Source organism: Salinimonas profundi (assembly GCF_014750655.1).
Lineage (GTDB): Bacteria > Pseudomonadota > Gammaproteobacteria > Enterobacterales > Alteromonadaceae > Alteromonas > Alteromonas profundi_A.
Map to the genome: position 1 here is coordinate 77,707 of NZ_JABBXD010000011.1, position 25,675 is coordinate 103,381.

Genomic DNA, 25,675 nt, shown 5'->3' on the forward strand with positions numbered 1-25,675 from the left:
TGAAAATTATTCCGCTCAACAATGGTTTGCTGAGTACAGGTTGATATCCGCCATAATCATCCGTTGCATAGGAGTACTTCTGTCAGAGATAGAGCGCACATACTTTACACGGTCACCCGAAACTGACGCTCCTAATGGCATAATTTCTGACAAAACCGCCAGGTTTTGAGGTTTCTCAGCGTCAATGACAGCAGCGGCACTGTAGCCGCTTTTTTCAATTTTTAGATGAATATCGTTTAACTGTGGCAAATTAACAGGTTTCTGGAGGAACCCGCCTTCCTGAAGTGTGTCTTGGGTAACTATGCCTATTTGGCAGGTCGCCCTATGATAGGCCGTTATAGCAACGATCAGTCTTTCTGTTCTGTCTTTAACAAGAACCTGAGCTTCTTTATCAGACGCTGACAATTGCATAAGTTGAGGTGCTTTGGTCATAAAAAACAAAGCACCAGCTGACATCAGAAGCATGAAGATGACAATTAAAGCCATCCCCGATTGCTTTTTTACTGATCTCATCAGTTAGCAGAAACTGAAATTGTTCCACTGGAGCAACTGGCCGTGGTTTCCAGTGCATACTTTTTAGCTACACGCTCACAAACAGATTGTTGCGTTCCAGTAGCACGAACAATAAGTTGATTCACAGTACTTTGTGACAAATCCCAATCGCCACCATCTGGGTTTGTGCCAGAGCCATCGCCAAATGATAATGGCAGATATTCTTCATCAACCATTTCCTGGATTGTTAAAGAAGCGTATCCGTCTGATTCGCCTTGCGCCTTAGAACGCGCCTTACTTATGATGATGGAAATAGCAGTTGAATATTGATTTTCTTTACTATCAGCCATTGCCGGCTGTGTATTACCAGCCACAATGGTGATGCCAATAAAGATAATTGCCAGTACTACAAAGACCTCAATAAGGGTAAAGCCTTTTTGATTATTGTTGGGTTTTAACGTTTTCATCTATCTCTCCGGGTTTATAAAAATGACTTGCTAAAAATTTGAATAATGGCTGACATGCTTAGCATGATTAGAAAAAAGCCTGATGCGAAAAGAAGTAGCCAGACTTTAGTCACCGCCTGACGCGTTTGCATTTTGATATCTTTTTCTGCGTCTTCGCTTACCTCAATAAGACCACGAGCGAATGTTTCATTATCTACGTTGATAAAGTAGCGTTGAAGCCTAACCATAAGGGCCGGACTAATTAGCCCCTTAGCGAAGTACTCACTCTTATCCGTGCCGATTCCGGCACCTCTAATCATGTGCTCCAAAAAGTAATGAATGGCTGGTGGCGCATACCCTTTAATTACTCTTAAGGCCTCAATGTCCTCGGTCTGAGCCAGTTTCATATGACCCAGTAGCCTTAAAACTCTTACTGACCAAAATTCCCTGAATAATGCGAAGGGCCAGATATTGTCGATTTTGGCTCTCGCACGGCCCAAAAAAATGGAAATATTGTTTGTAAACCCATTGTCGCCAAGCACATCCTCTAACATCCGCTTTTTATGCCCGAATTTTCCATCTCGGCGCCAGTTAGCCTGGCCATGCGTAAAAACCAGAACTACAAATCCAGCGAGCAAAGCAATGAAAGGCCAGTTTGATTGCAAAAGTTCAGAAGTGTTGAGTGCCAAATTTATTTCGAACGTTGATGGTGGTTCGGGGTTGATCATAGGAATGATGAAGCCACCAGCTACTACCTGAGAGACGATACCAAAAACAAAGAACATCAATGGCAGGGCCAGCTTCATTAGCGCATCAAGTTTTATGTCAGCTTCATCTTTTAAAAGTCTAACTACGTTCAAAACACCGCTTTTATCACCAGATACTTGCTTAGCTAACTCAAAACCAAGCCCTATAACCGGGTTGAAGTATTTTCTTAGCAATTCATCAAAACCTTGACCGGCAACAACCGCGTCTCTTAATTGATTAGCTATTTCTGGTACAACATGTTTATCACCGTAAATTGACGAGTACTGCTTACTAACACACTCCAAAGACTCTTTTAATCCGATATCTCTGGCTAAATAGCTATTCAGCTGCTCTATAAACTCAATCTGCTGAGTTTTACCAAAATTATTTTTTCTTTTGAGCCAAAATAATCCACTATTCAGATGACCGACTAACTCGCTTTGCGCAATCATCACTCCTCACCTACTAGCAGTTCGGCGCAGCGGTCAATATCTATTACACCGGCTTTAACCAATTGTTTAGCTTGTTGCTGAACAGTGATATATCCATTCTCTAAAAGATAGGCTTCCCAACCGCTCCAATCTTCTGCCAGGATAAATTGTCTGTCCTTACGCTTAACATCAATCAACTCCAAAAGGGGGCGACGCCCCTTCTCACCAGTGTGTAAGCATTCGTCGCAACCATCTGGGTTTCGAATGTATAAACCAGTCTCAGTGCCAGTAATGCCAACCTCAGAAAAATATCTTTGGCGATCAGTAAACTCTGCCTCAATCAGAGTTTTTGACTCATCAAGTGGAACTTTGCATTTGCTACATAGCATGCGAATCAGGACTTGGTACATCAATAGGCTCAATCCCTGCGGCATAGCCATGTCAGAATAGCTGACACCAAGATCATTAAACCTTTTCGGGATAGCTATAGCTGAAGGGGCATGGGTACTGGTTAAGGCAAAAAGACCTGTATTTCCGACTTCAAGAGTGAAGCGCGCAGTTTCTTCATCCCGGGATTCTTGTACGAATACACCATTTGGTGTTTGTCGAAGTATGCTTTTGAGTTGAAACTTTGTACCAACTTTCAAATCCATACTGTTTTGGATAATGTTGGGATAACCAGGTGGTTTTTCAGTTTCAATAGGATCTTCGAAAGTTTGATAATTCTTATCTTTCGGTAAACCTAAGAGAATTGCGAAGTTAGTTGTGCTCTTGCCGCTACCTGTGGGGCCGGCGGTTATAACTACACCTCTTGCTTTGCTGGTTTTACGGTGTATTAGTTCAAGTTGGTCTTTAGGATAACCAAGTTCAGATAGTTTCTTCGCCTTCTTTGTCAGACGCATATCAATGTAAAGTTCACCGGGACGACTTGTTTTAGTTTTGGTAAAACGAAGGTCTAAACGCTGCCTAATTCCCCCACGGCCATCATAAACCTTATAGGGTATCTGTTTTTCTTGGGGAGTAGTTACCTCATCGAACGTACCCGCTGTCATGCCTATACCACCAATCCCATCATAAACTGCAGCACACATAGAGCGGCCAAATCTATAATTTTTCAACGGGTATTGTTCTGGTATTAATCGGCCGTCCACCTTAAAATTGGCAAATGCAGTATCGTTTGCTTGGGACAGGGTTATATAAACGTCCTCAGCATTTACATCCAAAGCTCGCGTCACTAGCCCCTGGAACTGCTGTAACGTTTCTTCCTTATCAATCTCTCTGCTTACATCTGTATCACTAAATGTCCTTTCCCGTCGCTGCTCCGCGATATCTTCAGTTTTCGCAACTTGAACACTACGAACCGGCTTGTTTTTCATCGATAACAAAGAAATAAGCCGGTAAACTTCTTCGCGTTTATTCAGACTTGAGTAATCGTCAATCAGAAGGGTTCCGCCCTCATAATATAGCGCATTAATACCACCAGCCTCTTCACTTAGCTGATCGATTAAGCCAGTGTTGTTGTCCAGATTTAAATGATGTACACCCTTCAAACTTGGAATTTTCTCAAAGAATTCAGTCTCATTGTTAACAAACGAAAGCATGCTATTCCTTAAATGCAGACTTTAGAGTTAGAGTTAGGCCGGCTATTTGTATCAACCAATGTCACACACCGACTATTGTCATCCAGACCTGTCACACTCATGCCTGCCACAATCACACCTTTCTGTACGGCCTTATACATTTCACCATTGATTTCTAATGTCGCTGATGAGGGGCGTCCTCTGTACCCTTGCTTATATCCTTTGAGTTGTACTATTACTTTTTCTATTTCTTGCAGCTCATCATTAGCATCAAGATGACGCGTTGCACCTGGCATCTCTTGAGTAGAGGCGATTTGATGACCATTTCGTACTGCCTCCGCTTGTTGAAGATATTTTTCTCTTTCTAAATTTTCTAAAGCCTCTTGCTTGGCCAGTGTTGCACGTGTGGTAATTTGCCGCTGCGCTCTCGTGGCCATGCGTGCTTTGAGCCACTCTTCTTCCTGCTTTGGGTTTAGTGCATATTCAAAAATCTTCGCGATTGCAGTAGCTGTCTTATAGTCAGGTGCAGTAACAAATTCAGGGTTAGCTTCTTTCTTTTCTTTTTGTGCCAAGCGGTTAACGTCAGACTCGGCACCAGAAACTTTAGAAGTGGGAACATCTTTGTTCGCAAATAGTTTCTGGATTGATTCGATATCCGCTTGCTCGGCTTTTTTGTCCGTTAAGTATCCGTAGGTGACAAAACTCAAGCCGCAACAAACTGCCGCAGCCCCATAAATAGTTTTCCAATTAAATTTTTTCTTAGGCATTGTTTTCTACTCCTGCAATTTCAATTTTAAGCGTTGCTTCCCAAGTCTTTGCATGCCGGTCACGAAGCTTCATTTCCAAATAATCGAAACTGTAGGGAAAGCCTTTCATTAGAGAGCCGATAGATTCGAGATCATCAGTAAATATTTCTGGAAAAGTGATTTCACCCTGGCTTATAAACCAATGGTCATTCCCTATCTGCTCTTTCTTTGATATGCCATAGTCAACGTCAATCCAAAGGTCATCTAAGCCCTGACTTAACCAGTTGTGCCAAGTGCCGACATGAAAGCGGGCAAAATCTGAGTACAGCTCTTTTTTGATAACATTTTTCGCAAGGTAAGCTGTTCTGCCCGAAACATTCATCTCGTATTGATTATCTTGGGCGAATTTAGCTAACTCAGAAACTTCTCCATAAACTGAATCCAATACAAAATACTGCTCAATTATCCCTTTTTTATTTTTGACGACTTTTATTTCGGTTAACGACCACCCTCTCAGTAGTTTTGCAGCGTTAGCTTGTCGATAGATGTCTCGCAATATAGGCTTTGGTGCTGCACTTCTCTTAACGTAAAAATCCTTTAGCCCTGCATATGGGGAGACTTTTTGAGTTTTATTAGCGCTTTTGACGTCAGTTTTTTCTGGGATTTCAGGCTGTATATAAAAGAACACCGCTGCAGCAAGCGCGGCGGCTAGCCCGGTTATGGCAAGAGGATTTGTCTTTTTGGATGTACGATTTAATTCTTTTTCGATTTCAACAGCTAGAATAGGCTTAATTTGCCTAATTTCACTGAAGTCTTCCTGTTTTGCCGGATCTAAAGGAAGTTGCAATTTATCTGCGACAACAACACTTTCAGCACCCTTGGGCTTAATAGCAACATTGCAATACCATGGTGCGTCATGCAGTTCATTTTGATGTAGCGCACAAAAGGCTATAAGCCTTTGAACATCAGTAGAGTCGTCAGAACTGTCGACGCCAAATTCAAACTCATCGCTAAAATTACCTTGAATTTTTGCGAAGATATAAACGCTGTCACTTTTTAAAACCACTACAACGAATGTTGGTCTCTGCACTTTGCTTAAGAGCGCGGGCCCATAAAGTTTGGCACCTTCTTCAGCACCAAAAATTACGATGTTTTCATCCGTACGGTATATTGCCCCATGAAACAATTTTTCGTTTTCTAAATTAGCGACAGCCTCTTTCAGTTCAGAGCGTCGATTAGCAGGAACATGCCCATTCTTAGTGGCTTTAAGCATATTCATAGATAAACAGCCTCAACCACCATGACAAGCTCAACATCCGTACCGCTTGATGAGCGAGTAAAACCCGAGGTTCCATTCAAAGACTTGAGTGTCTGTGTTTCTTTTACGCTGAAGCCACCGACAAGAACCGGTCTACCAGGCTTCATTTGAACGATAGCTTCAATTTCTCTATCGCTGATCTCCGGGCTTTCGACTTGATTGCCTTCCTCACCCTTTGTATCCAGTCCAAGTAGTGATGATAAGCTCGTTGAGAGTTTGACAAGTACGTCGCTGGGCCCAATATTAGGGACTGCGTACAGTACCCTGCCAGACTCAACAACTTCCTGTTCGATTGATGTGGTTGTACCTACGTCTGCAGTCTGGGCGAGCCGTCTGTCGGCTATATAACTTCTTTTTTTCACATCAGTGATTTTCATCAGTCTGTGATTAGCCGCCACACCACGCAACACCGTTTTATCAAGAATAGTGCCTTGTTCACTCAATGCCTGAAGTGCCAAATTGGTGCCAGAGGTATGAGAAAGAACAGCGCTGCCCAGGTTACCCATGCCGCCTAAAAGGCTAGTACCAGTATTAGGCTGAGTCATAATTCCAAAATCAGAATTACCTAAGACAGAATCTTTAAGTGATAAATCTAAACTGAGAGCAGTATCTTCTTTCAATTCAACTGCGACTAACGTCACATCAAGCCTTACCTGCCGCAGTTCTCTTTCTGTTTTCTCTGCAATGAATTTATCAACCTTTTGCATTTGTGATGGTAAAGCGCGAACTAGTAGAGAATTATCGCTTTCAAGTTTTTCTACTTTCGATCCGCTGTCACACAGATCATTTTGAGTCAGCTGAAATTCGATGTCTTCATTTAAGGTCTGAGCTACTGAGCTAGTACCACTTAAAGAGCCCAAAGCGCTGGCAGCACTTTGTTGGGCCTTACAGCCTAAAATTATTTCAACACCCTTTTTGAAGCTATCCAGTGGATCGAATTCGCCAGTTAAAGTGCCGTATTCCTCTCCATGCGACTTAACTGCCTCTGATGTAGCGTTTTGTGAGCTTTGGCTTTGGGAATCAAGGCTTGTTTCTCCTTTTTTACCAATTGCGAACTCATAATTTCCGGTAATAGACCTGATTGGAAATACGCGCTCTACATATTTACTAAAAATAATAGCGTTACCATTAGGCTCTACTTGGTACCCGGTTGCAGATGCCAAAGCTTCTAAATATCCACCAATGGTTGAATGCTCGCCGGCAATTGAAACTTTCTTTTGTTCAAGAACCCCTGGTCGATATTCAACGCGTAAATCTTTGCCTTCTAAAAGCATGCTCAAAACTTGTTGTAGCTCCAAACCGTCCACAGCAACCGAAGCAAAATCGTCATACCATTTAGGTAAGCTTGCTTCCTCGGCGGTTAGTTCAGGCACGTACATCGCACTAAAACTATGTACATTAGGCAAATTATCAACATAGTCTCTTTTGCCTTTGGCGATGAGTAGCTCTTGGTTTGTATCCTCTGCTTTTTCAGTAGGAGTGGTAATCGCCGAACACGCACAAACGGATATCGCCACTCCAATAGCGGATAAGGGCTTTAGAAAATTTGTCATTTCCCAACCCCTGCAAAATACCGATGAAATTCCGCATCACCTTCATAAAACAACACGTGGATATCATTGGCGAACTGACCATATGCTACTGCACGTCTATCTACCTCATAGGCCTCTACAATCTTTTGGATAACAGCTTTTTTATTTGATTTAAGTATGCACATATCAGCAGGCACTACATGTCTGCCTACTTTTGACACTAATCCTTGATTATTGGGATAGAACTCGTCTATGAGGGCCTCAACATTCTCTACCAGCGTCCCCTTTTTGAGCATAAAACCATAAAAACGATGCTCGTTATCCACCAAGGCTCTTTCGTCTTCAGTTCTGTTTTCACACCATAGTTGTGGATCTGGTTTATAGGTAGCTTCCGGATGATTAGCTGCGCTCAAGTTATCAACTTTGTAGACCTGCTTGTTTAGGCTTGTTTGAGTTGATGCTTCCGCTTTGTCGTTAGTAATCGATGCGTGATCTACCAGGCTATTTCTTTGCCCGACCACCTGATCTGAAGGTTGACTCACAAGCGATGCATACATTTCAGATTTGCATTGCTCAACATAGTCCTGTTCAGCGCCAGCATCAGCACATGCGCTGAAGCTTATGACGCCTGCGATTGCTATTAATTTTAATTTCATCTAACGACAACTTATTGTTCCGAATTTGAAAACAATATAAACACTCAATTCGTTAGACAAAACCGGAATCCCGATTTATTGACATTATTCACAAATGCTTTATCTGCGGGGGTTGAGAGTGATTCTGTGGAAACTTTAAATAGGAAAGTGATTCGTATCTTTGTCAAAGCTAATTTGTCTAGCAAGCTACCTACACTGGTTTGTTTTGCAGTTCATCGAGCCATTGGTAAATAGAGGTAAGTTCGCTGCACATAACCTCCCAAAAAGGTTCAAGCTCTTCAACACGAGATTGGGGATCTTCTATCTCAGCAACATCTGCAATTAGGTCATCAGACAACTTAATACCTTTCAGTTGGCATGTAGACGTTAATCTAAATGATACTCGCTGCAAGTAGCTGATAGAGAGTTCGAGACATTTCTTACCATGATTTATGAGCGTGGCAACTTCGTCTGACTGCAAGTTCTGTTTTTCAAGGTCGCTTTTGCTGACTGCTCTGACTGTAACGAAGCTGAATCTTCGAGATCGATTTCTTCTGGTAAGGACTCATCAGGATTATAAAGCCAGCTAGTAAGGTGCAAATCAATTCCCTGTGTGCAAAATTCACTAACACGGAATGAGGAATAATGCTTCTGCATAAGCCCTGTGAACTTTTTAATCGTTCTGGTTGAGCTATCACTAAAAAACAGCCAGCGATTATCAGTATCGATGATTATGTTGAGATAGTTTTCATCAGCTTCTTGCTCACTGAGCATCTCACCTAATACTTTATCTCTTACCTGCTGTGATTCCTGCTTAGATAAAGCACTTAATTCGATACTCTTAGCTTTAGCAAGTTCACGTTTCTTTTCTGCAACACGCCGGTCTAATTTATTCTTTTTAATCTTCTTATCTTCAACGGTTAGGCTCAGTAGATACCAGGTACCCACCTTGTGAAAAAAACGTTCTGGGTCATGATATCCAACGACACTTGAGAACCCGAATGATTCTTTCTGCGCAGGTTTTATATCTACATGTTTTAGAAGAGGCACGAATTGTTTCAATTTGTGCTCAGTAATAGTCTCTCCATCCCCAAGTTCGTATTTGTAGGCAACTGCACTTTTTAAGAAATGACCGAACATTAGTTACCACCCGGCACAGGATTTAGCAATTTCATAATTACCGCGCCACTTGGCCCACATGCCACGGTAGTTGCAACGAGCTTCTTGCTCTGCCTCTAATAAAGCATGAGAGCGATTATGATCAGTATCAACTTGATAATACCCTTCACGAATGAGAGACAGGCTAAGAGCCTTACGGTTTACTACAATATCACCGTACATAGTCTCACCTTCAACTTCCTCGACTATTATCCCAAGCTGGTTTCCTGCTAACTTCTCCCTTAACAGTTCGCAGGCGCTTTCATTTGAGCGATTCGTTTCACACGTTTCTTCTCTGCTTTTACCAAAATCTGGACCAAGCAATTTGAGTCGCATAAGATTGCCGCTCTCCAGCTTTAGTACAACTTCACCTGGATTTTCCACATCATGTAGTTCTCCAAAAAACTCATTGCCATAGGCTGAGAGAAAAGGAATAAAACACATCGCAATCACTATCGATTTTGTCCGATTAAACAATTTTCTCTCTCCCTGGCGCCGGTAATAATCCAATGAATTCCGTCAATGGCATAGGCCTGGCGTATAAAAACCCCTGAACATTCAACACACCCCATTCTTCGAGGTCTATTACGTCGTCAGGATCTTCTACCCCTTCAACTACAAGTGATTTATTCATCGCAAGGGTCATACCTACAAGGCTTTTTACTATTGCTTCTCGCTTGACACTATCTGCACTCATAACCGACTTATCTGCTTTCAGCTTATCAAATGGAAAGTTTAATAAAGCTTCTAAACCATTACTTCCGATACCGAAGTCATCAATTGATATTGAAATCCCTAACTTCTGTATTTGGTTAAGTAAATTGGCTGTAATGTTGACTGGAGTAGTCCTCAGATACTCAGTGACCTCAATCTCAATGTTTTTAAAAGTGTTTTGACATGAATGCCTATTTTGCAAGTAGGACAGTGTTTGTTCATTGAGTTGTTCTCCATCCATATTGATCGCAACCTTACCTTTGAAGCCTGCAGAACAGAGTTTGGCAGAGATTTCTAATGCTTGGTTTATAGTCCAGTTTGTAAATTCCTGGCCTATATTTGAGCGCCTTACCATTGGTAAGAAGCGATCCGGTGTAAGAACTTCACCATTATCGCGTTTAAACCGAACCAGCAGCTCAACATCTGTAAACCTTTGCTCTTTGAGGTTGAACTGCGGCTGCAGGTACATCACCAGCTTAGTATTGTGACCAGCTCCATGGCTGAACTTCGCGCAGTTCACTATATGCCCCCGCCCACTTCGCAACCTAATCTATCATTGTTGCCGGCAGTCCATACGTGAGGAGTGAATGCAAAATCATTGTATGTTTCAGCGACCAAGTTACTCTGGCCGTTAAATATAGATTCATCAATTGTTTGCTCAATACATTGCATTGACGAAATATGAGATTGGATACTGCCTTCCCCATAGTTACCAGGGATAAGGAAGGAAGCAGTTGTTTGATGCTCACTTATATATATTTTGAAATAGTAATGCTGCTTACTATCATTGTTGTATGAGTAGCCTGCAAGTACCTTCAAAGGTCCAAGTTCCTTAGCCATTTTGATTTCGTACTTTTCCAGCTCATTCCAAACACCTCCCGAACGATTCAATGTTGGAGGCATGGGTACTCTATTGAAGCTTAAAAACCTACTTTTTATATCTGCAGATGTTATTTTTTCATTGGCCAAATGCCCATAATCCCAATGCAGACTCTTGGCTTGGGTGAGAGCTTCATTTTTTTTAAGCCCTACTTCGCTATCATAATCTCTGTATCTTGGGTTCCCCCAAGTATGAAAGGGAGAAACTTCATAAGCAGAAATAGTTATACTGCTGTTTTTGAAGTCTCTAAACGTAAGATAATCTCCCACGCACTGGCCTTTAAACTTTTCACTGACTAGGTCAGATAGTTCGGGACAGCCGGCATCAATGGCACACGCTTGGCCTGTAGCTAAGAAAACACCAAGAGCCGCTATTTCTTTAAACCCCATTTAGCAGTTCCCTCATACCCCGGGCATACCCTTTTTCGAAAAGTTCATGCGCTTGCGATTCTTCAGTGAATGGGTTTTCTATAGCATATAACTCCAACGCCGCTTCATATCCTAGATCTTTAAGCTTTTCTCCTATAGGTTCAGATATCACAGAGCTGTAATGAAGTTGGTTCTCTATCTCTTTCAACCTGACGGTGAATGGCTTATCTTTTTGCAAAGGTTCAACCATTACATTCCCATCATCAGTGCGCGCCGATATATGCTTTTGTGTACATCTGATATAAAGCACATTGGGTTCATCTACATTCAAACCTTCTGTGATATAAGATTCTTCTGATCGTGTAAGGGATATTTCACCTGCTATTATTTTCTGACAGAGAATGTTTTCAGGACGTAAAGACCGTGCAGCTTTTTGTAGCTCGGTGATATCCAGAAAACCTTCAATATGTATATGATTCACGCCTGAATCTGAATAATTCTCCAATAATTTGGATATCTGCTCGATCATGATTCGCTCACAAAGTTGCTTTCTTTTGCAACGACATTGTTTCTACCGTTATGTTTTGCCTCGTACAGGAGTTCGTCGGCTCTGCTCTGCACTTTTTCAAATTTTTCATGCTGATAAGATGGAGAGGTGGCCCCAATACTTACCGTCACCTGCACTATTTGTGCTGGAGATTCCGTCGTGTTGCGATCTTCCTCAGTGCTCTTTTTTCGCTGAGCGGTATTTCTTATTCTGAATGGGTACTGTTCTATCTCTAAACGAACTTCTTCTAAATACTGCTTCGCTTCTTCAGGTGATTTGCCTGGGAACAAAAGGGTAAATTCTTCGCCCCCATACCGATAAGCCTTCCCTCCCCCGCCAATTCGATTGAATTTTTGGGCAACCATTTTGAGCACCTGATCACCTACCTCGTGACCGTGAGTGTCATTGAATTTCTTAAAGTGATCGACATCGGCCATGGCAACTGTGTAATCGGTGCCAAGGTTGGATGAATCCATGCTTAGACCTCGCCGACCTTTTATTCCTGTTAGCTCATCGTAGTAAGCCATGTTGTGCGAGTCTGCTATTTGCAGGCAGATGCACAGACATGCGAGGAAGGTTAAAGTTAGATTGGTAGCAACCAAGTGGTTGTAGATTAAGATTATATGAGAAATAGCAATTACTGAGATGATGAAATTATTGTTTGTAGGTTTTTCCAGCATTCGATAAATGCAGTACATAATAACTGCGCTGTAGATAACCAGTTCAATTAACTGTCTTTTTGAGCTTAGGAAGTGTTCTATTGCCATACCGATAAGCATCCAGACCACGGTCATGAAAGCGAGCAATAAAAAGCCATCAAATATGCCTTTGATGGTCACACTTCTATCCTTTCCTTTTAAAGTAATTGCTAGAGCCATGACCATCCCAGTTACCAAGCTAATTTGGTATATGTCTGTAAACAGAAGCGATGGCTTAATAAACAATATGACTTGGCTTAGTAATAGGTAAAGAGCCGCATTGAGGATTCGCTGCTGGTTTAACTTTAAAGATAACGCTACGGCTCCCAAAGTTGCAGCGACTGGTAGCCACGGCAACGTTGCAAGTGGCTGCACTAACGCTGGTGGGGAATTAAGGTAAACTCCCCCTCCAATCAGGATAATTACAAGAAGCGAGAACTTTGTTATCGCGCTTTGTATATCTTTGTTTAAGTACATCTTGAATCTGACTCAACTGCTCTACAACTTTCGATGGGTCAGACCCTACCCTGTTTGAATTTGAACGTAACGCGATTTCCCGATTTATTAACATTATCTCGTTTTACTTTAAGTCAAAGCTCAGTACTGTTGCAGCCTCGGAACAGATAGAGTAAGTAGGTTATCAAAATCACTTCTTCAGGATTAAATAGCAAGCAATTGAAGGAGCTTGCAGGACAAGGAAAAGTCTCCCAGCTCATAGCCATAGGGAACCGGGATACTGGCTGGCTCATAAGTGTTACATTTCGTGATGATATTTGGTTCCTACAAGCAGCCGGCACGAACTCACCGCGAGTGATTAAAACTGAGCTAGCGCTTTACAAATTAATAAAAAAGGTAGGTTGTGCAGCTACACTTACGGACTTGGAATTTACAATGAAAAATACTGCTATCGATATGGCTGCAATGTTTGCAGTCGCTCAATTGAACTTGGACGCAAATAATCTCTCATTACTGTCAAAAGACGTCGTCATGCTTTACACAAATTCAATAATGGAAAAATGCGATTTACGCGTATCTGAAGATGACTTAATCAGCGCTATAAAAGAGTACATTGTTGATACAGCCCTGTTCACTTCCAAATTGAACACGCAATGTCTAAGCGCAGGAAACTCCGAAGTAAAGCCTCTTAGCCTGCTTTGGACTCATCTGCATAGCCTGGGAAATATTCATTCTGCCTACCAGAACCAGGTAGAAAGTGTTTTGGCTAATTTGAAAAGTGAACATCTGCAGTAGATATGTATGAAAGAGTCTAACGGGAAGCCAGTAGGGCTGTTGAACGAAGATCCATCTCCGGAGTCTCGCCACATCGTAAATTATCTTCAATGTATTGGAGATTTCTGTCGGCGTTACCGTAATCTGCAAGATGAAAACACACGATCCCGGGAGAACTTCGCTAAGATTGTGCTTCAACCGTATTTAGGAACTGTTCCGGCCAGAACTACGCTTGAGAGATGCGAGCAAGGCTCTGCAGCGACTAATTGGGGGATCGTCGCTTCATACATTTATGAAATGGGTGCTTTCCCCGATCTCATAAGAGTTCTTTCCCAAGGCCAGGCACCAACCCTACGAATAATGCAACTCATACAAAAACAACAAAAAGACGCTTTAAGTGAGTCAAAGCATAGAGCCACCTCCTCGTTAAATGGATCCGACGAAAAAGAGCGCTTGGTCAGGGCTTTGCGTAAATGAAAAATTTCATACATGTTCACCGCTGGAGTAACAGCATTCAAGACTATCAATATGTCGGTCACCTGTTATATGAAAACGAGCTTACTGGGGGAGCTGTTTCATTTTTTTATGACCGTGATTACATCAATGCTGGTGGTCCTTCATTAGAGCCTAGAAACCTGGCAACAAATAAAAATCATGGTAAGCATGTCGTAACAGCTGGAAATGGGGTTTTGCCATTATATTTCCAACAATTTTTGCCGGGAGCGTACGGGCAGGTAATGCTGAAAAATGAGTTTTCGCACTTCGAACGATTAAACCAGTTCCAGAAGCTATCTATTTGTGCAGAGCTGTTTGGTGACCATATTGCTATACGACTAAATGCACAAAACAATCAAAGTAATCTCAGTGCTGACTCCCATACAGATCTGACTAAGCTGACACTTGCTATTCAAGAATCAAAGCCTGATAACCTACGCAGTCCCATTGGCTCAGATAAGTTGTCTGCGACGTGTTCACTCCCAGGGAGCCGCAGCAAAATTGAATATACATCCACTGACGATGGACAGCGATACGTTTTAAAACCAAATGCATCTAGCCAATTCAATGAAAGTCAGGTTCGTCACTTCGTGCATCTAATGGAAGCAAAGGCTGGAATAGACTCTGCCCCAATAAAAATGCTTAGCCTTCATGAAGGAGGTATTGAAGTCGCTTTGCAAAAGAACTTTAAACATCACTTTGAAATGGCTGATGACAATGCGTTATTGCTTAAATTTAATTCCGTCAGTTTTGATGTTTTGCATGGGGAAAACTCTTTGCTATCGCCCTCCCCTGCTTTCAGTTACAAAGATGCAGCTGCTATAGTCGATACCTATAGCGTATCGCCTCAGGAAGACAAGGAGCAGTTGCTTTTAAGGGCGCTTTTCAGTGCTGCCATCAATCACACGACAAATGGCCTAGACAACTTAAACCTAGTTGACCTGGGGTCTAATCATTGGCGCCTGGCGCCAGCTTACAATACCCTTCCGAATCCTCTTCAGGAATCGACGTTTGCTTTAAGGTTCAGCGATCATCAAGTATCTCGGATGCACTTTGATATAAACGATAGTTTTGCTGTTGATTTGGCTTTATCTATGAATTTACAGCCTGAGTCTGGTAATTCAGCGCTCGACAAAGTAAATACTGCTTTGGCTAACAGGCATGAGCTATATGAACAAGCGAATATCGATTCCTCTACTCAATCAGTAATTGAGTTGGCAATTGGCTCAGGAAAAGGCATTTATACTTATTCACACCCTCAAGATACTGAACAACTATCGCCTGGAATGCGGTGAACCCACCGGTAGAGTTGGGTAGCTGAAAGCATAGTCTATGAGTACTTCCCTCTAATTTGCGCAGCATCTAACGACAATTACATTCGTCTTAAATCAAAGTATTAAGATGAGGTATCGTAATGAATGCACCTGACTTTTACCAACCTGGCCTTTTGACTATTACGCCTAACACTCGGCTTAGAGACGCTGTAATTGCAAAGGCTACTGATGCAAAAATTTTAGAAGAGAGCGTACAGTCCGTCAAAGTCCCTTCAGTGCTGTCTTTGGCTGATTATATAGAAAAGGCTTGGAGAAACCTTCAATCGCAAGATTTCCACAAAGCTACCAACTGCGCATTATTGAGCGACACCACTTTGTTTTATCGGTGGGTAGATGTAATTCGCAAAGATAAAAATATCGAAACAATTCTTAATCCAACTGAACTTGCTAACCAAGCTGTTGCTGCCAACAAGAGACTGGCACAGTGGTGTGTGGGTTACTTTGATGCTGACTCGGCGGAATCAGAAGTGTTTAAGAATTGGCAGAAGGAGGTAAAGCGCTCCACTTACGGAGTAGTTTCTACTGAAGAAGCGCTGCTCATAATCATAGAGGCAATTGAACGTGGCGTTTTAGCTGTTCCGGAATGTGTTTGCGTATTTTCGTTTGACGATCTGCCACCACTCCATGAAAAGTTATTCCAGGCCTTTGCGAAACATTCGGATGTCTTTCACAGTGATTTTTCAGATATAAATCAAGCGAAACCCTTTTCGCTGAGTAACTATGATGATGATGAACAATTATCGAATATGGCCAAATGGGCTCATCACTCTCATTTGAAAGATCCAAAAGCACGAATAGCTATCGTAGTACCCGACTTACCTGCAAAACGTGAAGCTATTGTTAGTGCTTTAAATGAAGTTTTTGAACCGCAGGTGATATTGCCTAATGTTCCCAGTTACACCCAGCCTTACAACATAACTGCTGGTACACCTCTTTCCAGTCAGCCACTGATAAAAACGGCCTTAAGAATTCTTCGCACTGGACTAGAGGAAGTTGCAGCAGAAGAAATTTTTAAAATTGTTAACTCTCCTTTTATCGCTCATTCAACAATCGAAAGAAGCAGACGCGCCCGGTTTGATTTACAACTTAGAGAGAGGGGAAACACTACATATTCTTTGCTGAATTTGACCGGAGACCCAGCTTGCCCTCGAAAACTTTCTTATGCCATTGGCAGGTTTGCTAACACACTGAATAACCGGAGTAGCGCTACTTCATTAGCTCAATGGTTGACGTTGTTCGATGACTCTCTTGAAGCGATCGGCTGGCCTGGGGAACGCAACCTTAACTCCGAGGAGTTTCAAGCGCTGAAGCAGTTTAAGGAGCTGCTTTTAGAGCTCAGTGGCAATTTTACGTTTGAGGCTGATATTTCAGTTGATGATGCTTTGTTTTATTTACTAACAGCTTGCAATAACACTTTATATTCACCTGAAACAAAAGAAACGCCTATTCAGGTTATGGGGTTACTCGAAGCTGCCGGTCTTCGGTTTGACAAGATGCTTGTGCTAGATATGAATATGGGTACCGTCCCAGCTAAAGCTTCTCCAAATACTTTTTTACCACTGCAGCTACAGATTGACCACAAAATGCCTCATGCAGATGCTAATCGTGAACTTTCATTTTTTGAATCCATTTTGAGTAGATACAGTAGAAACTGTACAGAAATTGTTTACTCGTACTGCCAATATCAACATGAATCTGAGTTAACGCCGAGTTATTTTGTTTCTGGAGACGTTGCACCAGTAGAATGGTTCAACGCGCCTTCAATTGACTATCAGTCATACCTCCTTCACCGAATACCGGTGCAGACCGAATTTGATGACCCGGCTCCAATAGATACTTCCAGAAAGGCCCGGGGGGGTGTCTCAATTCTGCAGAAAGAGACTTTATGTCCTTTTATGAACTTCATGGACAACAGGCTGCGCGTAAAAGATTTCCCCAAGGTTAGAGATGGACTGAGCGCCTCTGTAAGAGGCCAGTTACTCCACGACATTATGGCTCGCATCTGGAAAGTTCTAAGGGCTCAGGCAGACCTACTCGAATTAAATGAAGAGCAACAGCACCTCCTTGTATCACAAAAGATAGATGAATCTTTTATAGCCTTAAGAGGCCGTCATGATATTGATGAAAGTTTGTTAAAAATGGAAAAATCCAGTTTTAATCTTATCGTTAACCAGTGGCTAGATTTTGAGAAAACACGACCGCCATTTATGGTTGAAGCTATTGAGGAGGACCGAACAGTCATACTTGGCGACAAACTACGCAACGAGGATAAAGAAAGCGCTGGCTCGGGCAGTATCTCAATTTCTATACGACTTGACCGGATAGACTGTGTACAGGATGAAAAAAAACAGTTCACCCCTAAAGTTCCAATTGATTATAAGTCTGGCAGTTTATCAATGAAGATTTCACCTACTGCCTTACGCGATGTGCAACTTCCGCTTGCAGCTATTTCAGAGCCCTCTGATGTCTGTGGAGTGGCCTATGCGGGTATCAAAAAGAATGCAATCAAAATGCTTGGAGTGAGTGACGGCACAGATGTGGGCAAGGGGGTGGTACCCACTGAAAAAGCGAGATTAAGCCTTTCAAGTGACTTCAAAGAGGCACTGGACCATTGGAAGAGCCAGCTGAATCTCATAGCTAAGCGCTTTATTGCCGGTGCAGCACAGGTCACCCCTAGTACAGATGCTTGTAGATATTGTAAGAAAAATATCATTTGCCGTAGCTAACACGATGTAAAATGGCGCCCAGCTCCAGTCTTAATATCAATTCTAAATCTGGGCCTTGTAATCATCGTATTTAATCTGAAACTTAATACTTTTAGCCTTAATGATTGGCCTTTCAATCCATCTATAGCTAACCAAACCAATAAGGTAAGAGGTCGCTAATGTGGCCACACCGGCTAAAAGTGTTTCTATTCCCCATGGTAAGGAAAATGTATTAACTATAGGCACGGCTAACACCCCCAAAAGTGGATAGTGAAATAGATAAATACCGAAACTCGACTTTCCTAGAGACTGTAGACTTTTATTGTTGAGCGCATTCTGCAGAACAGGCAAATGCAATAAGCCCAGTAATAAGCCACCCCAAGCAATACCGTACAAGGTATAAGCTATATTAGAAGCGTGTTCACTGCCCTTTCCAACCAGAAAAGGATTAGATGCTCCTCCTTTCAGGTTAATCAGGAGCATGGCGGCACCTACTGCAAAAAATCCTAAAGCTACCAGCCGATGATTTCGAGTTAAGCGGCGCCACAGTAAATCTACGCCAAATATCAGTGCTCCAATCCATATACCTACAAAGAGGTAGCCGCTTACAACGAAATAGGAAATACTCAAAAAGACCGACAGACACATGGCTCTGGTAACCTGGCTCGATGCCAAATTATTTAGGATGCAGCCAAAGACGCCGAACGTGATCACCGCAAACATTTCCGGCGTCATCATCCATAATACAGGGTTATGACGATAGTCAAAGGCAAACAAAGAAGAGCCGAACCCCTGCACTAACACGTCGCAAAATATCATAGGTTCTTGGCTTTGATAGATGTTCTTCAGTTTCGAGCCTGTTTCTTGAATAAAAGCATCGTTATTAAGTAAACCCAATTGACCTGATATGAGCACGAAGAGCAACGAAGCTGTGATAGGTACTGCGAAACGCAAATATCTTCGCCCTATCTGTTGAATATGGAAGGTTCTCTCTCTGTTGTCTGCATACCAGACCGATCGCATTAGCAAATAGCCTGACAATACAAAAAATCCAGATACAGCGAAGGCCCCATTGTAAATATATGTGAGCGGAGAAAATATAAAAGTTAAGTCAAAGTATGAGCCATTGTGCCATACAGTCTCGTGCGTCATAGCTGTTGGATAAAAGACTTTCAAAAAGTGTTCGCCAAAGACAATTAACGCCAATAAGCCACGCAGGCCATCAAGATAACCTAATCGCTTCATTTAATAGCTCCAGTTTTCTGACTCGCCAGGTCGGCTTTTGCTTGTAGCAGCGTGTCTCTGAACATTAGGGGGATACTATCGCTCACTGGTTTGCCATCTATTGAAAAATATCTACTTTTCTTTGTAATGTGGCCAGCACTTGTCAGAAAAAGGCCTTGGTCATTCCAATACAGTTCATCGCCATCAATAGTCAGAATAGGGCTACCATCCTTGAACACTATTTTTCCATAACGGTTCATGTAAACAGCCTTTGCTATGGCAAATGTTTCACCATTTTCAAACTTAACCACTTCCCTCTCGAGGCGTTTTTCATCGTAGGTAATAAGTTGCCAGGGACCTTCGCTTCCAAAAGGTGGGGACATACTAATAGTTGAAATTGAATTTTCAGGCACGCAGCCTAAAGCAGTGACAGCTAAAAAGAGAGTAAGAACGAAACGTATGTTTTGCATGGTTATGACCTTGCCAACTAAGGTTCGGTCATCTTACGGAGATGCTGGTGACGTCGATATACAATAAGTTCAATAAATAGGGATTTAAAAAATGGACAAATGCCAATATGTTGCCCTGACTTCATACAGGCACTATGTAAGGAAAACAGCTAGTTTATTTTTTTAATCGTGGCTGGGTTATGTTCAGACTCTACTTTTGTCGGATCTTCGGGTTCTATCAAATGTTTCTCAATCGATGGATCCAGCTTATCAGGGTCTTCGACAACCTCGGGGGAAACCATATTAATACCATCAAAGCTTTTCTCAGCGTCTACACCACTCAATACCATGTGCGCCGAAAGTTGCATTACACCGTCCCTGGTACCGGCTAACTTAACCAGTTCTTCAAAATCTTTATTTGAGAGTTTTCCTTTAAATTTCATATTGAGAATATAGTTTTGAGCCAGCAGACCATGCATCAAGAATTGCGTGTACTCCTTGCCTTCTGGTGACTCTAAGGCAGCCTGTACCTTCTCGCTAGCTTGTGGTTTATATATTCCTTTAGAAACCTTTTTTAACAGGTCTAACATTTCTCTGCCTTCAGATAATTCTTGAAAATGACCGCATCAAGAATGCTACATAATCGTGTACAAAAAACGTAGTATACAGATTGAATATATGGTTAAAAGGAAAGCCCCAACTTTTGATTGCAAAAATACGAGCCATATTCTTCTGAACACCTTCATTGGCTGGATTCTAGCGCAAAAAAAAATTTTTTCCATTCATCTAAAGAAGTATTACCAATACTCCTTTTCCGATAAAGATACTATACCTCCCTTAAGAGGCTAAATGAGCTCATGCCCATTAGGCTGCTTTTAATGCTTTTCTGTCATACCAAGCAAGTAGGTTTATTGAAGTCAAATAGAGGCCGCCTCTGACATATTTCTCATTGGGAAAGCATTGGCGATACTGTTTCATCTTCCTCTCGTATTGAGAAAGCATCCTTGCTACGAACTTGCTTGTTCCTTCACCTGGATTTGGCTCACTGGTCTTAAAATCAAAAAAATAACGCACTCCATCATCCACAAAGGTATGATCGATTCGCTTGAGTTTCCGTTTGCCACCATCCTTCAAAATAAAACCGACTTCAGTTTCTGAGGATGGTCTTGGTTGTAACAACCAATAAATTGTGTCGTCTTTTTGCAAATAAGATAGTTGATGTTCTAGCTTTTGAATCGCTTTATGAATGAGTCTTACGTTTAAGCCTAACTGCTTAAATTGAGATGAGTATTTAGCTCTTTTGTGTTCGATACCGCCTTTAAAATACGAGTCAATTCCGTGCTTTGCCATATCCTCAAGAGCTTGATGAAGGACAACCCCTGTACACCGGTTAATGTCCCGGCACCAGTCAAATTCAGGAAGCACTTCATTGCAAACGTTTGTTAGGCCTCTATATTGTGCTAACACATTATTTTCGGGTAAAGGGGGTGTAATCACATTAGCTATAATTGTACGTTTGGGTCGTGTATCGGATGAAGACATTTCCCCTCCCTGCCCTACAGTCAAGCCCTCAGGAAGTCGATTATTGATTATTGCTAAAATAGAGGTACCAGCAAAACGTAGTTCCTCTTTTTTGGGATCAGCGAGACCTGTGATGAACATTTTTTTCTTAGCACGCGTTAAAGCAACGTATGCAGTCCTTACTGCCTCTAGAGATTTTTTTACTTTAGAAAAACCGCGGATCATCTCATTTATTCGAGACTCCTTTACTCCAGTCTCAGTAGACGGTGCAACAACTGGGGTAGGAAGTCCATTGCTAGATAGTAATGTATCGCTATCTATAAGGCGCGCTGTATCACCACGAATAGACTTATGCGAGCCAGGCACAAACACATAATCAAATTCAAGGCCTTTGGCTTTATGGATGGTCATTATACTTACGGACCCTGTTGATTTTTGGTCTATGGCATATAGTCGATCAATTTCATTTTCAAATAGCTCCAGCTCGAAGCCGTTGCTGTCAAACTTTCTAAGCATTTTGAAGAAAGCGTCGATATTTTTGAGCTCCGCTTCAGATTTAAGTGTGCTGAGTCCATTAAGTTCGTAGTAAGCCCCTTTAACTATGTCGCTAAGGGTTTTTCTTTCAAGCTGCCCAATTGACTGCTCAATAACGCGTAACAGTTTTTTTATTCTTGTTTGTGACCCCTTTTGTAACTGGCTTATTATTGTGTCGTTTTGAAGAAGGTCGATTATTAGCTCCCCCGGCGTCACATATCCCCTCTCTCCTTTAACTACCAACTCTAGTTCACCAATAGACAATCCGACCATAGGGCTACGAAGAAGTCCTATCCAGGCTGTCCTATCCGCTACGTGTGAAACTGAGCGAGTAAGCACTGTTAAGTCAATAATTGATGCTTGTCGAGATAACTTATGAATGTCTACAGCACGATGACCAACATCATTGTCCCGAAATGCTTCAGTAATTGCGGATAGGTCGTTTCTGGTTCGAGCTAAGACAGCGATGCTGGCCGCTGGGTCCATTTCTTTGATTAGGTCTATCTGTTGGCAGATATAGCTTGCTTCTGTTACAAGTCCGCCACGCTCATCAAACAATTCAACTTCGACAGGGCTGCCTTCAAGCGGTGCTTTTCTGGCGAAAGAAGGGTGAAATCTAGTGGCCCCCGTGACAATATCCTCACAACATCCAAAAGCTGGTTCGAAAACATCGTTTATCCAACCCACAAGGCAAGCCTGTGAACGGAAGTTGTTTTCTAATCTTCTGACATTGAACTTTATTTCGTTAATCCCGTTAATCGCAACCAGTGAGAATACCGAGACGTTGGAGCCGCGAAACATATAGATACTTTGTTTTTTATCTCCCACTAAAAACATGCTTCTTCCATCACCCTTTTCCCAACCAAAGGTTAGCTTAGTTAGCAACTCAACCTGGGTGAGGTTACAGTCCTGAAACTCATCAACTAGAATATGCTTATACTTGTTATCTAGTTTAAGTGCCAAATTGGTTGGACTATCTATCTCCCCCAGTGCGGCACTAGCCGAAGCGGCCATTTGAACAAAGTCTATTCGCCCAGTATTTTTGAAAACCAATAACAGACGCGCTGCAAGTAAGGGCAGAAGAGAAATCAGTGAGTCAAGCAACTCCCACTCCTGCTCACAAAAGCGATAGTCGTTTGCTTTGCACATCGCCGGCAACCACATTTGCAGGTTAGAATCTTGAAGATACTGAATGACTTCCTTTGCATTTTCATTGTGCATTTCTGCTATGGATTTTTGCTCTGACTCTTTAAATGCTGTTATGGCTGGAAACCCTTTTGTCTTGTTGAGTTTTTTATAAAAGCTCGGCCGGCCAGATTTGCTCACGAAGTAATCAAGCAAACTTTGGTAAATGGTCAAATCAGAATGATTACTTACCGTTTCAGGCAGTATTGATACTCCAACTAGCGGCTTGAGAGCTTCTCTAAGCGGCTCAACTGCATTTGAATAGGCATATTCAATTACTTGAATTATCTCACTCTCAATTTCCTTACAGGCTCGAATGAATGGGGTGAAAATAACATTTAGCAATTTCAGATTATTCTTTTCTAATGCAGCTCTTCGTTCTGCAGTGTTTTTAGCTTCCAGAATTATAGGCAACCATTGATCCCTGGAACCTAATAGCTCTACGAGCATAGAACTTGCGGTCTCAAAATTATGGTTTACGTGCTGTAACAGCCTTCGAACATTACTGCTCCATGCGCAATCTTTTTTATAATCTCGAAGTAATTCATCAGCGGCTAGTTTATATATAGAGGTAGGGTTATCAGCAACTACTGCAGCGCCACCAACTTTCGAAGTCAATGGGACCTGTGACACGATACTGGAACACAGTGAGTCGAATGTTTTGATCTCAAGCTGATTGGGGTTTTTGAGGATGTCCCAACCTAAAGCCTTGTCACGAGCCAACACCTTTGTTGCCAGGCTGCGCATTTCCTTTTCGTGTGTCGACTCAACAAAGGTTTCCAAATCAGCGTTCTTAAGTTCGCTAATAATCCTTTGACGCATTTCTGACGCTGCTTTGTTTGTAAAGGTTAAATCAAGTACCTGGTCAGGCGTCGATACTGCCAGATAAGCTTGCAATGTGCGCTTAACCAACTCACTTGTTTTCCCCGTTCCGGCGCTAGCGTCCAAAAGCGTGTGTTGAAGCTGCACGATACTGTCTTTCGAAGTTCTGTCGGTCATCTATATATCCAATAAAATTAAGATTTAAAGACAACGTGCATGCTTTTCCTATAACGTCAAAATAGATGGAACATGAATGAACAAGCTTATTAATTGTCCGCAAAAAGCCTGATAAATCGGGAAATAACAATCAGTGAATATTGATGATTGATAGTATGCATGGGGTAAATCAAAAAGGACCGACTATGAGCAAACTGACTTCACTACTGAACAAACTTGGCACTATAGAGCGGCATGGTGCTATCTATGTTGCGATATTCATTTTTTTGGCAGTTCTTCAATTTTCAATGTTCCAGGCTTTGCTAGGTGCGGCTATTATTTTCGTTATCATGCTCCCCCACCCTGCAAAAAAGCAGTTTCTCGATGATATTCGTTTTGGTGATTTTGAAGACACCTCAAAAGGTAATCAGTAGATAAAACTGATGTGTCTATATCAGGCCAAAGAAACAGAGAATTGTTGGGGGATAGGACTTATGCTGCACAAATTGTCGAAACTACTAAAAACGAAAGATAGAACTGCAAAGCCCGCTTCAGAAAATCTGCCGTACGTATGGGATATCTACTGCATGAACGGTGTTAATGCGATGTTCCCAAACGCGCCTGAGAATATGGTTCTGTGCCCACCCTTTTTCAGAGCCAAAGAACTTCCTACAATGAAAAATCGGATAAAAGAAGCCGTACACTATTACTCTCCAGTAATGCTGTATAACACTTTGGTTTTTGAGGGGGCCCCAAAAGACGAGGAACTATTCAGTGCACTTACAACATTTGAAAGTACTCTTAGGCAAGCTGATAGGGTTAATCCTTGGATAAATCACTTAAGAACCGCCAGCTCGGCCAAGTCAAAACTCGGGGACTACACACAAGAGCTACCAGAGATGACAAAGGTTGAGCTAAATTTAGCAAGACCGATGTATGAGGAGCTGGTTGGGGAACCAATCAAGAATATAAGCGCGTGGTTTTACAAAAACTGGGATAAACACAAGGATTGGGCACTTACCCAATAAAAAAACCAGCACATATGTGCTGTTTCCTCTTATTAACTTGCTGAGCCGACCAAGAACCTTTGTGCAGGCATCAGTTCTGCAGTAACCACTCTTTGTAGTGTTTCCATCCAACTGGGTGCAGTTAATTCAGTGATAAGCGGTTTTTGATGTTTGTATTCACTTTCGACAAAAACTGGGTTCTTTTTGTGCATCCAGCCAATTTCTTTAGTCTTTTCATATTCATCAAAAATGAAGCGGGGGCGCCGGGTTGTCCAGTACCATACACCGTTTGGCTCCTGCATCACGAATTTAGCATCGTCTGGCAAAGGAATATGTATCCCATCGATACAGAGCACATTCCCTTTATTTTTCTTTGTGGTATCAACCATGATTTTCCCCAGTCTTCAAATTACTTCGTTTTTGACGTACATATGTCGGTAGCTGACATCAAAAACTTTAATACTCATACTATTTCTTTGGACTCAATACTCGCCGCAGTCAAACTCTTAGAAATCTAAACTGGTGATTTGAAAAGTTCATCCAAAGCTTTATTGAACGTATGAAAACGTATTACTTATAGAATTCCGCACTGATTGGCGCATAAGCATCCGTTAATTAGGCAGAAAATATTCCAATATAAGAATGATCTTTTTCTGACCTGAATGCGTTGGAAGGATCGTATATGCAAAATTTGGGGGAAAAAAGGTCAACTGGCGACCAA

At 42.0% G+C, this 25,675-nt stretch carries 24 protein-coding genes and 1 pseudogene; 6 read left to right on the plus strand and 19 right to left on the minus strand.

From position 1 onward, the window contains the following. Window positions 1–15 precede the first annotated feature (15 nt). The 14 genes and pseudogenes from HHX48_RS15835 to HHX48_RS15905 all read right to left on the minus strand — a co-directional run bounded on the left by HHX48_RS15835 (window position 16) and on the right by HHX48_RS15905 (window position 12,769). On the minus strand, window positions 16–486 hold the full coding sequence (locus tag HHX48_RS15835; protein WP_191026325.1) for a hypothetical protein: 471 nt from the start codon (window positions 484–486) through the stop codon (window positions 16–18). Between the two features lie 26 nt (window positions 487–512). Continuing rightward, window positions 513–959, minus strand: coding sequence for a type II secretion system protein (locus HHX48_RS15840; RefSeq protein WP_139758045.1), 447 nt, complete (start codon window positions 957–959; stop codon window positions 513–515). A 14-nt stretch (window positions 960–973) separates the two neighbouring features. Beyond that, window positions 974–2,140: a type II secretion system F family protein gene (locus tag HHX48_RS15845; protein WP_191026326.1), complete on the minus strand. Its 1,167-nt coding sequence runs from the start codon at window positions 2,138–2,140 to the stop codon at window positions 974–976. Then, complete coding sequence (locus tag HHX48_RS15850) at window positions 2,137–3,717, minus strand: ATPase, T2SS/T4P/T4SS family (RefSeq protein WP_139758043.1); 1,581 nt, start codon at window positions 3,715–3,717, stop codon at window positions 2,137–2,139. The genes HHX48_RS15845 and HHX48_RS15850 overlap by 4 nt, the downstream gene beginning before the upstream one ends. 8 nt (window positions 3,718–3,725) lie before the next feature. Next, window positions 3,726–4,463: a hypothetical protein gene (locus tag HHX48_RS15855; RefSeq protein ID WP_191026327.1), complete on the minus strand. Its 738-nt coding sequence runs from the start codon at window positions 4,461–4,463 to the stop codon at window positions 3,726–3,728. Then, window positions 4,456–5,721: a hypothetical protein gene (locus tag HHX48_RS15860; RefSeq protein WP_191026328.1), complete on the minus strand. Its 1,266-nt coding sequence runs from the start codon at window positions 5,719–5,721 to the stop codon at window positions 4,456–4,458. The genes HHX48_RS15855 and HHX48_RS15860 overlap by 8 nt, the downstream gene beginning before the upstream one ends. Further along, window positions 5,718–7,313, minus strand: a complete 1,596-nt coding sequence (locus HHX48_RS15865) for a hypothetical protein (RefSeq protein ID WP_139758040.1) — start codon at window positions 7,311–7,313, stop codon at window positions 5,718–5,720. Before HHX48_RS15865 ends, HHX48_RS15860 begins: the two co-directional genes overlap by 4 nt. Beyond that, window positions 7,310–7,948 carry a hypothetical protein gene (locus HHX48_RS15870; protein WP_191026329.1) on the minus strand — a complete coding sequence of 213 codons (639 nt, stop codon included), beginning with the start codon at window positions 7,946–7,948 and terminating at the stop codon, window positions 7,310–7,312. Before HHX48_RS15870 ends, HHX48_RS15865 begins: the two co-directional genes overlap by 4 nt. A 190-nt stretch (window positions 7,949–8,138) precedes the next feature. Continuing rightward, window positions 8,139–9,067 (minus strand): annotated as a pseudogene (gene rdgC / locus HHX48_RS15880) (recombination-associated protein RdgC). 3 nt (window positions 9,068–9,070) lie between these two features. Then, the gene (locus HHX48_RS15885; RefSeq protein WP_139758037.1) at window positions 9,071–9,562 is read right to left on the minus strand and encodes a thermonuclease family protein; all 492 of its coding nucleotides are present in this window, start codon (window positions 9,560–9,562) and stop codon (window positions 9,071–9,073) included. After that, window positions 9,555–10,319, minus strand: a complete 765-nt coding sequence (locus tag HHX48_RS15890) for an EAL domain-containing protein (RefSeq protein WP_191026332.1) — start codon at window positions 10,317–10,319, stop codon at window positions 9,555–9,557. The genes HHX48_RS15885 and HHX48_RS15890 overlap by 8 nt, the downstream gene beginning before the upstream one ends. Continuing rightward, a complete protein-coding gene (locus HHX48_RS15895; protein WP_191026333.1) occupies window positions 10,319–11,068 on the minus strand; it encodes a DNA/RNA non-specific endonuclease in 750 nt (249 codons plus the stop codon). The genes HHX48_RS15890 and HHX48_RS15895 overlap by 1 nt, the downstream gene beginning before the upstream one ends. Then, complete coding sequence (locus tag HHX48_RS15900; RefSeq protein WP_191026334.1) at window positions 11,058–11,576, minus strand: hypothetical protein; 519 nt, start codon at window positions 11,574–11,576, stop codon at window positions 11,058–11,060. Before HHX48_RS15900 ends, HHX48_RS15895 begins: the two co-directional genes overlap by 11 nt. Beyond that, window positions 11,573–12,769, minus strand: coding sequence for a GGDEF domain-containing protein (locus HHX48_RS15905; protein WP_191026335.1), 1,197 nt, complete (start codon window positions 12,767–12,769; stop codon window positions 11,573–11,575). Before HHX48_RS15905 ends, HHX48_RS15900 begins: the two co-directional genes overlap by 4 nt. Window positions 12,770–12,967: 198 nt before the next feature. On the opposite strand from HHX48_RS15905, the gene HHX48_RS15910 reads away from it, so the two are divergent. The 4 genes from HHX48_RS15910 (at window position 12,968) to HHX48_RS15925 (ending at window position 18,077) form a co-directional block, all read left to right on the plus strand. Beyond that, complete coding sequence (locus HHX48_RS15910; RefSeq protein WP_018984086.1) at window positions 12,968–13,543, plus strand: hypothetical protein; 576 nt, start codon at window positions 12,968–12,970, stop codon at window positions 13,541–13,543. A 6-nt stretch (window positions 13,544–13,549) separates the two neighbouring features. Further along, the gene (locus HHX48_RS15915; RefSeq protein WP_191026336.1) at window positions 13,550–13,999 is read left to right on the plus strand and encodes a hypothetical protein; all 450 of its coding nucleotides are present in this window, start codon (window positions 13,550–13,552) and stop codon (window positions 13,997–13,999) included. Continuing rightward, window positions 13,996–15,312 carry a HipA domain-containing protein gene (locus HHX48_RS15920; RefSeq protein WP_191026337.1) on the plus strand — a complete coding sequence of 439 codons (1,317 nt, stop codon included), beginning with the start codon at window positions 13,996–13,998 and terminating at the stop codon, window positions 15,310–15,312. The genes HHX48_RS15915 and HHX48_RS15920 overlap by 4 nt, the downstream gene beginning before the upstream one ends. A gap of 119 nt (window positions 15,313–15,431) precedes the next feature. Beyond that, complete coding sequence (locus HHX48_RS15925; RefSeq protein ID WP_191026338.1) at window positions 15,432–18,077, plus strand: PD-(D/E)XK nuclease family protein; 2,646 nt, start codon at window positions 15,432–15,434, stop codon at window positions 18,075–18,077. 42 nt (window positions 18,078–18,119) lie between these two features. On the opposite strand, the gene HHX48_RS15930 is transcribed toward HHX48_RS15925, so the two are convergent. The 4 genes from HHX48_RS15930 to HHX48_RS15945 form a co-directional block, all read right to left on the minus strand. After that, window positions 18,120–19,301, minus strand: coding sequence for an acyltransferase family protein (locus HHX48_RS15930; RefSeq protein ID WP_191026339.1), 1,182 nt, complete (start codon window positions 19,299–19,301; stop codon window positions 18,120–18,122). Beyond that, entirely contained in the window at window positions 19,298–19,750 is a 453-nt protein-coding gene (locus HHX48_RS15935) for a hypothetical protein (RefSeq protein WP_191026340.1), read from the minus strand. The genes HHX48_RS15930 and HHX48_RS15935 overlap by 4 nt, the downstream gene beginning before the upstream one ends. A 149-nt stretch (window positions 19,751–19,899) precedes the next feature. Further along, entirely contained in the window at window positions 19,900–20,319 is a 420-nt protein-coding gene (locus HHX48_RS15940) for a hypothetical protein (protein ID WP_139758026.1), read from the minus strand. A 274-nt stretch (window positions 20,320–20,593) separates the two neighbouring features. Beyond that, on the minus strand, window positions 20,594–23,968 hold the full coding sequence (locus HHX48_RS15945; RefSeq protein WP_191026341.1) for a UvrD-helicase domain-containing protein: 3,375 nt from the start codon (window positions 23,966–23,968) through the stop codon (window positions 20,594–20,596). Window positions 23,969–24,153: 185 nt separating this feature from the next. On the opposite strand from HHX48_RS15945, the gene HHX48_RS15950 reads away from it, so the two are divergent. Next, complete coding sequence (locus tag HHX48_RS15950) at window positions 24,154–24,381, plus strand: hypothetical protein (RefSeq protein ID WP_139758024.1); 228 nt, start codon at window positions 24,154–24,156, stop codon at window positions 24,379–24,381. A gap of 60 nt (window positions 24,382–24,441) precedes the next feature. Further along, window positions 24,442–24,975: a hypothetical protein gene (locus HHX48_RS15955; RefSeq protein WP_191026342.1), complete on the plus strand. Its 534-nt coding sequence runs from the start codon at window positions 24,442–24,444 to the stop codon at window positions 24,973–24,975. A gap of 32 nt (window positions 24,976–25,007) precedes the next feature. Here HHX48_RS15955 and HHX48_RS15960 read toward each other — a convergent pair whose 3' ends face one another. After that, complete coding sequence (locus tag HHX48_RS15960) at window positions 25,008–25,343, minus strand: hypothetical protein (RefSeq protein ID WP_139758022.1); 336 nt, start codon at window positions 25,341–25,343, stop codon at window positions 25,008–25,010. Window positions 25,344–25,675 lie beyond the last annotated feature (332 nt).